Annotated in this window: 12 protein-coding genes; 9 read left to right on the top strand and 3 right to left on the bottom strand. The window is 71.8% G+C overall.

The window, feature by feature from the left end; all coding sequences use genetic code 11:
* Nucleotides 1–156 (bottom strand): leucine zipper domain-containing protein (locus ACERMF_RS17645; protein ID WP_373670468.1); only part of this gene is annotated, 156 nt, incomplete at its 3' end.
* 144 nt (nt 157–300) lie between these two features.
* On the opposite strand from ACERMF_RS17645, the gene ACERMF_RS17640 reads away from it, so the two are divergent.
* From ACERMF_RS17640 to ACERMF_RS17610, 7 genes are all read left to right on the top strand, one after another.
* A complete protein-coding gene (locus ACERMF_RS17640; protein WP_373670466.1) occupies nt 301–654 on the top strand; it encodes a phage holin family protein in 354 nt (117 codons plus the stop codon).
* Nucleotides 655–735: 81 nt separating this feature from the next.
* The gene (locus ACERMF_RS17635; RefSeq protein WP_373670465.1) at nt 736–2,076 is read left to right on the top strand and encodes a M20/M25/M40 family metallo-hydrolase; all 1,341 of its coding nucleotides are present in this window, start codon (nt 736–738) and stop codon (nt 2,074–2,076) included.
* A 23-nt stretch (nt 2,077–2,099) separates the two neighbouring features.
* Nucleotides 2,100–3,299, top strand: a complete 1,200-nt coding sequence (locus ACERMF_RS17630) for a sorbosone dehydrogenase family protein (RefSeq protein ID WP_373670464.1) — start codon at nt 2,100–2,102, stop codon at nt 3,297–3,299.
* Nucleotides 3,300–3,368: 69 nt separating this feature from the next.
* A complete protein-coding gene (locus tag ACERMF_RS17625; protein WP_373670463.1) occupies nt 3,369–3,902 on the top strand; it encodes an NfeD family protein in 534 nt (177 codons plus the stop codon).
* Nucleotides 3,903–3,956: 54 nt separating this feature from the next.
* On the top strand, nt 3,957–5,324 hold the full coding sequence (locus ACERMF_RS17620) for a flotillin family protein (protein WP_373670462.1): 1,368 nt from the start codon (nt 3,957–3,959) through the stop codon (nt 5,322–5,324).
* 13 nt (nt 5,325–5,337) lie between these two features.
* The gene (locus ACERMF_RS17615; RefSeq protein WP_373670461.1) at nt 5,338–6,297 is read left to right on the top strand and encodes a hypothetical protein; all 960 of its coding nucleotides are present in this window, start codon (nt 5,338–5,340) and stop codon (nt 6,295–6,297) included.
* A 3-nt stretch (nt 6,298–6,300) separates the two neighbouring features.
* Nucleotides 6,301–6,900, top strand: coding sequence for a DUF4126 domain-containing protein (locus tag ACERMF_RS17610; RefSeq protein WP_373670460.1), 600 nt, complete (start codon nt 6,301–6,303; stop codon nt 6,898–6,900).
* Between the two features lie 10 nt (nt 6,901–6,910).
* Here the strand turns inward: ACERMF_RS17610 and ACERMF_RS17605 are convergent, their stop codons facing one another.
* Nucleotides 6,911–7,897: a hypothetical protein gene (locus ACERMF_RS17605; RefSeq protein WP_373670459.1), complete on the bottom strand. Its 987-nt coding sequence runs from the start codon at nt 7,895–7,897 to the stop codon at nt 6,911–6,913.
* Nucleotides 7,898–8,061: 164 nt separating this feature from the next.
* On the opposite strand from ACERMF_RS17605, the gene ACERMF_RS17600 reads away from it, so the two are divergent.
* The gene (locus tag ACERMF_RS17600; protein ID WP_373670458.1) at nt 8,062–9,498 is read left to right on the top strand and encodes a GuaB1 family IMP dehydrogenase-related protein; all 1,437 of its coding nucleotides are present in this window, start codon (nt 8,062–8,064) and stop codon (nt 9,496–9,498) included.
* A 3-nt stretch (nt 9,499–9,501) separates the two neighbouring features.
* Here ACERMF_RS17600 and ACERMF_RS17595 read toward each other — a convergent pair whose 3' ends face one another.
* Nucleotides 9,502–10,464: a potassium channel beta subunit family protein gene (locus tag ACERMF_RS17595; protein WP_373670467.1), complete on the bottom strand. Its 963-nt coding sequence runs from the start codon at nt 10,462–10,464 to the stop codon at nt 9,502–9,504.
* Nucleotides 10,465–10,629: 165 nt separating this feature from the next.
* On the opposite strand from ACERMF_RS17595, the gene ACERMF_RS17590 reads away from it, so the two are divergent.
* Nucleotides 10,630–11,526 (top strand): NAD-dependent epimerase/dehydratase family protein, encoded by an 897-nt coding sequence (locus tag ACERMF_RS17590; protein ID WP_373670457.1) that lies wholly within the window; start codon nt 10,630–10,632, stop codon nt 11,524–11,526.
* The last annotated feature ends 6 nt before the right edge of the window (nt 11,527–11,532 follow it).

The raw sequence follows: 11,532 nt of genomic DNA, 5'->3' as shown, positions 1-11,532 counted from the left end.
CCCTTCCTCGTCGTAGCGGCGTAGCCACTTGTGCGCGGTCGCACGAGAGACACCCTGGGCCACGGCCGCGCGGGCCACGGGCCAGCCTGAGAACCGGATCCGCTCGATCAGCAGCCGTCGACCTTCGAACGAAAGCTTCGCCCTACGATGCTCCACGAGAGCCTCCCGTTAGCTCGTTCTTCGCCGGATGAGCCGGGAGGCTCTCACTCTGTGAACAACGTTGCGAGGAACTACAGCTAGCGTTCGCCCGCACACCGGCGGCGTTCGCTCGCACCGGCGGAGACGACGAAGGGAAGGCGCGTGGGCGCGCTCTTGAAGATCCTCATCAACGCCGCGGCGCTGTGGGTCGCCGTCATGCTGCTCGAGGGCCTGGAGTTCACCGGGACCTGGCTGGCGTTGCTCGGCATCGCGTTGCTGCTCGGCATCGTCAACGTCGTCGTCAAGCCGATCCTGTCCATCCTCTCGCTGCCGCTGGTCATCCTCACCCTCGGGCTGTTCCTGCTCGTCGTCAACGCGATCGCGCTGGCGATCGTGATCGCGTTGTCGAACGCCCTCGATCTCGGGCTCACCAGCGACGGCTTCGGGTGGACCTTCCTCGGTGCCCTGGTGATCTCGATCGTCAGCTGGGGCCTGGAAGCCGTCACCGGTCGGTGACGGGCGCGGCGGCAGCGCACCCACAGCCGGCGGCGGGACCGACCTCTAGTCTCGTTCTCCCGTCGAGCGACAAGGCCGCCCGTGACGCACGTCGACCCTGCTCTCACCGCCCAGACGGTCGAACTGTTGCAGCAGATGATCCGCAACGCGTGCGTCAACGACGGTACGCCGACCTCCGGTGAGGAGGGCCGCAACGCCGACCTGCTCACCGACTACCTCGACGGGCTCGAGCTCACGCACTACGAGCCCGTCGACGGTCGTCGCAGCGTGCTCGCCACCCTGCCCGGCACCGACCCGGCGGCACCGACCGTGCTGTTGATGGGGCACACCGACGTCGTGCCCGTGTCGGCGGACGAGTGGCGCGAGGACCCCTTCGGTGGCGAGCTCATCGACGGCGAGGTCTGGGGCCGAGGCGCCGTCGACATGCTCAACCTCACCGCGTCCATGGCGGTCGCGGTACGCGAACTGCACCGCCGCGGTACCCCGCTGCGGGGGACGATCAAGTACCTCGGCGTGGCCGACGAGGAAGCGGGCGGGACCTGGGGCGCCGACTGGATCGCCGCCAACGCCTGGGAGGACGTCGCCTGCGACTACGTGCTGACCGAGAACGGTGGCATCCCCGCCCCGATGCCGTCGGGGACCAAGATCGTCATGACGGTGGCGGAGAAGGGCATCGGCTGGCGCCGGATCACCGTGCGTGGCACTCCGGGCCACGGGTCGATGCCCTATGGCGCCGACAATGCGTTGCTTCTGGCCGCCGAGGTGGTGCGCCGCCTGCAGGCGTACTCGCCGAAAGCGGTCGTCGGCGAGTTGTGGCAGGGCCTGGTCGAGGCGATGGCACTCCCGGACGAGCAGCGCGACGCCCTGCTCGACCCGGGACGGCTACGAGACGCGCTCGCGGGCATGGATCCCAAGCTGGCGCGCTACTGCCACGCCATGACGCACACCACGTTCAGTCCCAACGTGATTCGCGGCGGCGACAAGACCAACATCATCCCCGACCGGGTCGAACTCGAGGTCGACATCCGCACGCTGCCCGGCGTGACCGGGGCCGAGGTCGACGCCATGCTGGCCGAGGCGCTCGGGGACCTGTGGGACCGGGTCGAACTCTCGCCGGTCGTGCAGGAGCGGCCGGCGTCGGCCTCGCCGGTCGGCACCCCGATGTGGGACACCCTCGAGCGGCGCGCCAGGGCCGCACATCCGGGGGCCGAAGTCCTGCCCTGGATGATCGTGGGCGGAACCGACGCGGCGTTCTTCCGCGACCGGGGCGTCCCGAGCTACGGCGCCGGGCTGTTCAGCGCGAAGGCCTCCCTGCAGGAGTTCCAGTCCCGTTTCCACGGGCACGACGAACGCATCGACGTGGACTCGCTCGGCCTGTCGACCCAGCTGTGGCTCGACGTCGCCGGGGACCTGCTGACCTAGTACGACCACCACGGGGGGACGGCATGCGGGCACACCGGCGGATCACGGCGACCCTGGTGGCGCTGCTGCTGGTCACGGGGGCCTGCGACGCGGGCGACGACCCTCCCGCCAGCGACCCGACTTCGACCCCGGCGGAGCCGGACCCGACGGGCGAAGCCGATCCCCCGACGCAGCCCGACGACGGCGGCGAACCCGACGACGCCGAGCCCGACGACGAGGCAGCGGGGACGGAAGACCCGCCGGAGGCCACCGGGACCGAGCCGGTGGACCTGCAGGTCCGCACCGTCGTCACCGGCCTCGAGGCGCCCTGGGACGTGGTCGACCACGCAGGCCGGGTGCTCGTGACCGAACGTGACACCGGCCGACTGCTGGAGATCAGCGGTGACGGCGACCACACGGAGGTGCGCCGCTTCCCGGTGGACGCCACCGGTGAGGGGGGGCTGCTCGGCCTGGCCAGCGACGACGTGTCGCTGTTCGTCTACTACACCGCCGACGACGGCAACCGCGTCGTGCGACTCGACGACGTCGACGGCGGCGAGGAGCAGCCGCTGCTGACCGGCATCCCGAAGGGCCCGACCCACAACGGCGGGCGCCTGGCCATCGGACCCGACGAGCAGCTGTATGTCGGCACGGGTGACGCCGGGAACGCCGCGTCGGCGGCCGACCTCGACGCCCTGGCCGGCAAGATTCTGCGGGTCGCCCGTGACGGGCAGGTCCCCGCGGACAATCCCTTCGACGGCTCCCCCGTGTGGACGCTCGGGCACCGCAACGTCCAGGGCCTCGCGTTCGATCCCGAGGGCCGGCTTTGGGCGGCGGAACTCGGGCCGGACGTCGACGACGAGATCAACCTGATCGAGGCGGGCCAGGACTACGGCTGGCCCGAGGTGACCGGCGCTCCGGGCGTGGACGGGCTCGTCGACGCCGCGTTCGTGGCCCAGCCGGCCGAGGCGTCGTGGTCGGGAGCCGCCGTCGTCGACGGAGGCGCCATCCCGCAGTGGGAGGGGGACCTGCTGGTCACCGGTCTGCGGGGTGAACGCTTGTGGCGTCTGACCCTGGACGGCGCGACGGTGACGGCGGCCGAGGAACTGCACGTCGGCGAGTTCGGGCGCCTGCGCACCGCGCGGGTGGCCCCGGACGGTTCGGTGTGGCTGCTGACCTCGAACCGGGACGGCCGCGGCTCGCCCACCGACGAGGACGACCGGCTGCTGCGCGTCGGCCCCTGACCGGCCGCTCCCCCGCGCAGACGCCGTCCACCGCGCATCGGCATCGTCGGGGTGACTAGGGTCCCCGCCATGCTGGAGTTCCTGCTCAGAGGGGAGACGGTGACGCCGTTCATCGTGATCGGCGCCGTGGGGCTGGCGCTGGTGCTGCTGTCGCTCGTCCTGGGCGAGGTGTTCGAGGGGTTGTTCGACTTCGACGCGGGCGGCGGGATGTTCTCGGGCCCGGTGCTCGGTTCCTTCCTCGCCAGCTTCGGATTCGGTGCCGCCCTGATCATCTACACCACGGACGCCGGTGCGGCCATCGGGGCGCTCGGGGGGCTGGGCAGCGGCATCGTCGTGGGCGGGATCGCGCTGGTGATGATGCGGTCACTGCTCAACATGCCCACCGACGAGACCGTGACGACCACGGGACTCACCGGCGCGCCCGGGATCGTGATCACCACCATCCCCGAGCAGGGGTTCGGCGAGGTCACGATCCGCCACCACGGCAGCCAGAACAAGTACAACGCCCGCGCCCTGACCTCCATCCCCGCCGGCTCACCCGTGCGGGTGACGGCGGTGCTCTCGTCCTCCGCGGTGCAGGTCGAACCGGTCGCCAGCGACTGAGCCGGCACGCGATCCGCGATCCACAACGCCACACCCGTCGTCCAAGGGGCTGCGATGCTCGACTTCATCTTCAACTCACCGCTGGTGGCCGCCATCATCGGTGTGGTCGTCCTGCTGATCCTCGTCGCGTACCTGATCGTCAACCGGATCAAGGTGGCCGGCCCGAACGAGGCCTACATCATCACGGGGCGCAAGGGCTCGCCGGTCAAGAACCCGGAGACGGGCGAGGTCTCGCACGACATGAGCGGGCAGAAGGTGGTCATGGGGGCCAGCGTGTTCGTGCTGCCCTTCGTCCAACGACTCCACGTCATGGACCTCTCCAGCCGCCGGATCTCGGTCAGCATCCGCGGTGCCGTGTCCAGCCAGGGCATCAAGTGCGACCTCGACGGGGTCGCGGTCGTCAAGGTCGGCGGGAACGAGGACGCGATCCGGGCCGCCTCGCAGCGCTTCCTGACCCAGCAGCGCGAGGTCGACACCTTCACCACCGAGGTGCTCGCCGGCTCCCTGCGCGCGATCGTGGGTCGCCTCACGATCGAGGAGATCATCAAGGACCGTGCGACGTTCGCGTCCGCGGTGGCCGAGGAGGCCGAGACCTCGTTGACCAACCAGGGGCTCACCCTCGACACGTTCCAGTTGCAGGACATCCAGGCCGAGGGTGAGTACCTCACCGACCTCGGGCGTCCCGAGGCGGCCCGGGTCGAGCAGACCGCCAAGATCGCCGAGGCACGCGCCAACCAGGCCGCCGAGGAGGAGCGCCTGCGCGCCGAAGAGGCCGTCGCCATCCAGCAGCGGCAACTCGAGCTCAAGCAGGCCGAGATCAAGGCCGAGATCGACGAGGCGCAGGCACAGGCGGCTGCCGCCGGCCCGCTGCGTGAGGCGGCCCGTAACCGCGAGGTGATCCAGGAGCAGCAGCTGGTCGCCGAGCAGGAGGCCCAGCTGCGCGACCGCCAGCTCGACGCCGAGGTGCGCAAGCCCGCCGACGCCGAGCGCTACCGGATCGAGCAGGAGGCCGAGGCACGCAAGAACTCGGCCATCTTCGACGCCGACGCCGAGAAGGCACGTCGTGCCCGCATGGCCGAGGCGGTCGAGCTCGAAGGGCGCGCCGAGGCGGCCGCGATCCTTGCGCGCGGTGAGGCCGAGGCCGAGGCGCGGCGCAAGAACGCCGAGGCGTTCAGCCACTACGGCGACGCCGCGGTCATCGACCTGCTCACCTCGATCCTGCCCGATCTCGTCAGCGCGGCCAGCGAACCGATCAGCGCGATCGACCGCTTGACGGTCATCTCCACCGATGGCGCCTCGGACCTGACCCGCAACGTCGCCAGCAACGTCGAACAGGGCATCCAGATCGGCTCGGACCTGACCGGCCTGGACCTCAAGGCGCTGCTGAGCCGTCTGGGCGGCAACCGCGACGCGGACGCCTGAGGGGGCGACGACCATGCCGCTCGAGGACTTCGCGGCCCTGCTGCAGCGGTGGCAGGGCTCGGGCGGGCGGATGGACCGCGCCCGCACCGTCGCGCAGGGGGCGGGGATGCTGCGCAGCCTGTCCCCCGACGAGCGTCGTGCACTCGGCCGGGCGCTCGGGGACCACGGCGCCGCCCGCGCCCTGCGCCAGCTCGATCCGCACCTGCCGGGCGCCGTCGGTCCCGCCGAACTCGACCGTACGGTGGAACGGTTGCTCAATCTGGATGCGGACACGACCCAGGCGGTCGTCACCGAGCTCGACCGTCGCGCCGACCACGACCTGCCGCCCGTCCCCCCGCCGGCCCCGCCACCGGGCGCTGATGCCGCCGAGCGCACCACGGCGGCGACGAGGCAGCCGACCGCGCAGCGACCCGACCGCGCTTCGACGCCCGTGCCCGAACCGGGCCCTGGACCCCTCCCCCCGTCCGAGCCGCTGCCCACCCCGGACCCGCTCCCCACGCCGGAGCCACTGCCGACGCCGGAGCCACTGCCGACGCCGGAGCCGCTTCCCCCACCGGAGCCGCTCCCCGAGCCCGGGCCGCCGACCCCGGACCCGCTGACCGACCCGGGACGATCGCGACGACCGGCCGCCGACGAACCGTCCCCACCCGTCGGTGACCATCCGTTGCGCCGCCTGCGTGCCATCGGCGAGCACGCGGTTCGCGAGCGGCAGGGCGACCGCGTGCTCGACGTGCTCGGGGCCTTCCCCGACGGCTGGCAGCGGCGTCGGGCCGCAGACCGGCTCCTCGCCGCCGGCGCGCTGGCCGAGATCGACGGCGCCGAGGTGGTCGAGCGCTTCAGCCGCCAGGGCGACCGCGCCCGGGTCGCCGCGGCCCTGCTCGCGGCCGGAAGGTTGGACGCGGAGGCCCTGGGATCGCTGCTGCCGGCACCGACCGCGCGACGGCTGCTCCGTCGCCACACGCGGGTGGGCTGACCGGTGGAGGGCCTGGCGGGGTTGGTGGCCGGCGTCGGGTACGCGTCGGGGCTCAACCTGTACGCCGTCGTCGCCCTGCTGGGACTCTTCGGTCGTTACGGCGTGGCCGACGTCCCGGAGGTCTTTCTCCGAACGGACGTGCTCACGATCGCCGGGCTGCTGTTCCTGGTCGAGTTCGTGGTCGACAAGATCCCCTACGTCGACGATCTCTGGGACGTCGTCCACACCGCCATCCGCCCGCTCGGCGCGGTCGGCGTGGCATGGCTGCTCACGGGCGACGCGACGGCCTGGGAACAGGTCGGCTCCGCGGCCGCCGCCGGCGGTCTCGCGACCATGAGCCACCTCGCCAAGGCCACCACGCGCGCGGCGGTGAACACCTCGCCCGAGCCGTTCACCAACAGCGCCATCAGCCTGGGCGAGGACGGCATCGTGGCGGGCGTCGTGTGGCTCGCGGTCACCAACCCGGTCGCCGCGCTGGTCGTGGTCGCCGTCCTGCTGGTCGTCGGCACCGTCGTCGCGCTCCTGCTGGTGCGCACCGCCCGCCGGTCCTGGCGTCGCTGGCGCGAGCGCCGACGCGAAGGGTCCAGCGCACCCCGGCCGTGACCCGGCCCGGTCACCCGAGGTTGATCGCCTCGTCCGCCGCGCCCCGCCACCCCTCTTCGGCCGCGAGCCCGTACAGCCCGCGCCGTCGCTTCGCGATGGCCTCGTTGTCGGGAACGGGACGCGCCTGGTGGCAGCCGGCCCGTTGCAGCATCTCGGTGGCCGCGGGAGGATCCGGTGGGGCCGGAGGGTCGCTGCCAGGCGGCAGACCGGCCAGCACGCCGTCGATCGACTCCGTCAACTGCTGGTAGGTCAGGCGGTTGATGGCGCACTCCTCCGGCACCGCGAAGTGCATGGCGTCCACCGCGTCCGACAACGCCAGCAGCGACGGTCCGAGCGCAAGGGCACGCGTGCTCGGCAGCACGTCGTGCAGTACCGGGAAGGTGCGGTGCTGCTCGGCGAGCGTGGACAGGTCGCGCGCCAGTTGCTGCAGCAGTGGTTCGACCTGCCGGAAGGTGTGGCCGTCGAAGGAGCGGGCGACGATCTGGGCCGCGTCATGACCCAACGCATAGGTCTGTCGCGCCGTGCTTCGCTCGTGGGCCGCCGCGGACGTCAACGACAGCAGATAGGTGACCTCGAGCGTCACGGTGAACAACCCCGTGCCGGCGGCGAAGACGGTCACGAGCCGGCCCGTGGTGTTGGTGACCTCGAGGTCGCCCGTGCCCAGGGTGAAGATCGAGAAACCGGCCACGTAGAAGGTGTCGAGCAGCCCGAGCGGCCGGTCCTGGCCGCTCACCACGACGCCGGTCGCGGGATCGGACAGCGCGATCGTCCAGGCGATCCACAGCCCGAGCGTCCAGGACAGCACGACCGCGACCGTGATCGCCAACCCGGCCGTCCGCGTCAACCGGCGCGGCAGGACCTGCGCGACCCGACGCCCACCCCTGAGCACCAGGCTCGCGATGGGGCCGGTCTTCTCGCTCAGGTTGATGGTGGTGCGGATGGCGTCGCGCAGGACGAACAGTGCGAGCGCCACGCCGAACACGATGAGCACCGGCACGTTCCGTTCGTCGGAGGTGGCGCAGCCAACCGTCTCCCCCACCGCGGCGCACCCACCGTGGTCTGGCCGAGCGTCCCCAGCCGACTCCCCCCGGCGGGTCCCCCGTCGGGGTCCGGTCACGGCGCGGTATCGTCGGGCGGTCGCCGACGACCCGGGGGAACACGGTGCGCTTCCTGGACGGACACCACCCGACCACCGACCTGACCTACGAGGACGTGTTCCTCGTCCCCGGGCACTCCGACGTCACCTCGCGCCTCGACGTCGACCTCGCCAGCGTGGACGGCACCGGGACCACGGTGCCGTTGGTGGCCGCGAACATGACGGCGGTGTCCGGTCGCCGCATGGCCGAGACCCTGGCGCGTCGCGGCGGGCTCGCCGTGCTGCCCCAGGACATCCCGCTCGAGATCGTCGAGGACGTCGTCGCCTGGGTGAAGTCGCGCCATCCGGTGTTCGAGACGCCGATCACGCTCCGGCCCACCGACACGGTGGCCGACGCCCTGCAGCTGATCAACAAGCGGGCGCACGGTGCCATCGTCGTGGTCGATGCGGGCGCGCCGGTCGGGGTCGTCACGCCGGTCGACCTCCAGGACGTCGACCGTTTCACGCAGGTCGGCGCCGTCATGAGCGAGTCGCTCACGACGCTGTCGCACCACGTCGACGCGCGCAGCGCGTTCGACCGTCTCGCCGAGGCGCGCCATCGACTGGCGCCGGTGGTCGACGACGACGGTCAGCTGGTCGGCCTGCTGACGCGGACCGGGGCGCTGCGCTCGACCCTGTACCGCCCCAACCTCGACGGCGACGGCCGACTGCGCATCGCTGCCGCCGTCGGGGTGAGCGGCGACGCCGGCGACAAGGCCGCCCGGCTGCTGAAGATGGGCGTCGACGCGCTGGTGCTCGACACCGCCCACGGCCATCAGGCACGCATGACCGACGCGCTCCGGGCCGTGCGCGGCCTCGAGCCGCAGGTCCCGGTCGTCGCCGGCAACGTGGTGACCGAACGTGGCGTCGCCGACCTCATCGCCGCCGGTGCCGACATCTGCAAGGTCGGCGTCGGGCCCGGAGCGATGTGCACGACCCGCATGATGACCGGTGTCGGCCGGCCCCAGTTCTCCGCGGTGCTGGCCTGTGCGCGCGAGGCCGCACGTCTCGACGCACACGTGTGGGCGGACGGCGGCGTCCGCCATCCGCGTGACGTGGCGCTGGCGCTGGCCGCCGGTGCGTCCAATGTCATGGTCGGGTCCTGGTTCGCCGGCACGCACGAGTCCCCGGGCGACCTCGAGCACGACGCCGACGGCCGGCCGTTCAAGCTCTCGTTCGGCATGGCGTCGGCCCGTGCCGTCAAGCAGCGGACCGAGGGTGAAGGTGCGTTCGACCGGGCGCGCAAGGCCCTGTTCGAGGAGGGCATCAGCTCCGGGCACCTGTACCTCGACCCGCACCGGCCCGGGGTCGAGGACCTCGTGGACACCATCGTCGCCGGCGTCCGCAGCGCGTTCACCTATGCCGGTGCCCGCGACGTACCCGCGTTCGCCGAGCGGGCGGTCGTCGGCGTCCAGACGCGGTCCGGGTACGCCGAGGGCCGCCCGCTCGAGCGGGGCTGGTAGCGGTCAGGGAACGGTGATCTCGTCGATGCGGGCGAGGACGTCGTCGGTCAGCTTCGGCAGGACCTCAAGGGCGACGAGGTTCTCGTGCACCTGCTCGACGCGTGACGCGCCCGTGATGACGGTGGAGACGTTGGGGTTGTTGGCACACCAGGCGATCGCGAGCTGCGCCAGCGAGCAGTCGAGGTCGTCGGCGACCTCCTTGAGTTCGCGCACCATCGCGTTCTGCTCGGCGTCGGTGAGCCGCTCGGCCAGCCAGCCGAAGCCCTCCAGCGCGCCCCGGCTGCCCTCGGGAATGCCGTCGAGGTACTTGCCGGTGAGCAGCCCGGACGCGAGCGGCGACCAGATCGTCGTGCCGAGACCGATGTCCTCGTAGAGGCGGGCGTACTCCTTCTCGACCCGCTCGCGGTGGAACAGGTTGTACTGCGGCTGCTCCATGACCGGCTTGTGCCAGCCATGGCGGTCGGCGACGTCCCAGGCGGCACGGATCTCGTCGGCCGTCCACTCCGAGGTGCCCCAGTACATCGCCCAACCGCGCTCGATCGCGTCCGACATCGCGCGGACCGTCTCCTCGATCGGGGTCTCGGGGTCCGCGCGGTGGCAGTAGATGAGGTCGAGGTAGTCGAGGTCGAAGCGATCGAGCGACGCCTCGATGGCCTCGAGCAGGTACTTGCGGTTGAGGGTGTTCTTGGTGTTGGGGCCCTGGTGCAGACCCCAGAAGAACTTCGACGACACCAGGTACTCGTGGCGCGCCCAGCCGAGTTCCTTGATCGCCTTGCCCATGATCCGCTCGGACTCACCGCCTGCGTACGCCTCGGCGTTGTCGAAGAAGTTCACCCCGGCCTGCTTGGCCGCGTCCAGGCACTCGATGGCACGGTCGACGTCGACCTGGTTCTTGAACGTGACCCAGGAACCGAACGACAGCGTGCTGACCTTGATGCCGGACGTGCCCAGGCGGCGGTATTGCATCTCCATCAGATCTCCAGGAACGGGAACGGAAGCGTTTCGTCGCGGACCTGCCGCTTCGACCGGCAGATTCGCATCCACTTCCAGACTAGGACGCCTCGCCAGGGGCGGCACACGCGACGGCCGGTACCGTCCGGCCGTCGTACCGGCGTGGACAGGAGTGCGGAGATGGCACGGGTCGTGGTGACGGGGGCAACCGGATTCGTCGGCGGGCGCGTCGCAGGAGCGCTGCGCCGCCGAGGTGACGAGGTGGTGGCGCTGGTGCGTACCCCGAGCGACGAACTCGCCGGGCTCGGCGTCGAGCAGCCGGTCGTCGCGCTCGACGACGCCGACGGGCTGGGGGCGGCGATGCAGGGCGCGGACGGCATCGTGCACGCCGCCGCCGTTGCCGGCCCCGACCTCGACACCGCGCGGGCGGTCAACACGCTGGGCACCCGGTCGCTGGTCGCGGCCGCGCGGACCGCGGCGGTCGGCCGCTTCGTGCACATCTCCACCACGTCGGTCTACGACCTGCAGGCGGTCGGGGACGCGGAGGTCGCCGAGGACGCACCGCTGGCGGTCGCGGAAACCGAGGCAGCGAAGACGAGCAGTGCGGCAGCTCCGTACGCGCTCACCAAGGCCGAAGCCGAGGCCGAGGTGGACCGGGGGCGCACCCAGGGTCTGTCGGTGGCGGTCCTGCGGCCGCCCGCCGTGCTGGGCGCCGGGCCCACGTCGACCTGGGGTACCCGGATGCCGCAGCGGTACCGCGACGGCGAGATGCACGCGGTCCCACCCGAGACGACCTTCGGGTGGGTGCACGTCGACGACCTGGTCGAGGCGGTTCTCGTCGCGCTCGACCACGACGCGCAGGCGACCGTCAACGTCGTCGGCGGCCACACGACCTTCGGTGCGTACCTGGCCGCGCTGCGCGAGTTCCTGCCGGAGGCTCCGGCCACCGCCGCGGTGAGCGACGCCGCACCGTGGCGCGGTTCGTACGCGACCGGCCGGCTGCCCGAGGTCTTCGGCGTCCGACCGTCACGGACGTTCGAGGCGGCGATGGACGAGATCCGGGCTGCCTGGTCCTGAAGTCAC

Source organism: Egicoccus sp. AB-alg6-2, assembly GCF_041821025.1.
In the GTDB taxonomy this organism is placed as follows: domain Bacteria; phylum Actinomycetota; class Nitriliruptoria; order Nitriliruptorales; family Nitriliruptoraceae; genus Egicoccus.
Note: the sequence above shows the minus strand (reverse complement) of the source record. Positions and strands in the feature narration are given on the sequence as shown.

Bases quoted from the DNA above. Each gene is read 5' to 3' on its own strand.
- ACERMF_RS17630 (WP_373670464.1), top strand. From the start codon at position 2,100: ATGCGGGCACACCGGCGGATCACGGCGACCCTGGTGGCGCTGCTGCTG.
- ACERMF_RS17625 (WP_373670463.1), top strand. From the start codon at position 3,369: ATGCTGGAGTTCCTGCTCAGAGGGGAGACGGTGACGCCGTTCATCGTG.
- ACERMF_RS17620 (WP_373670462.1), top strand. From the start codon at position 3,957: ATGCTCGACTTCATCTTCAACTCACCGCTGGTGGCCGCCATCATCGGT.
- ACERMF_RS17615 (WP_373670461.1), top strand. From the start codon at position 5,338: ATGCCGCTCGAGGACTTCGCGGCCCTGCTGCAGCGGTGGCAGGGCTCG.
- ACERMF_RS17595 (WP_373670467.1), bottom strand. From the start codon at position 10,464: ATGCAATACCGCCGCCTGGGCACGTCCGGCATCAAGGTCAGCACGCTG.
- ACERMF_RS17590 (WP_373670457.1), top strand. From the start codon at position 10,630: ATGGCACGGGTCGTGGTGACGGGGGCAACCGGATTCGTCGGCGGGCGC.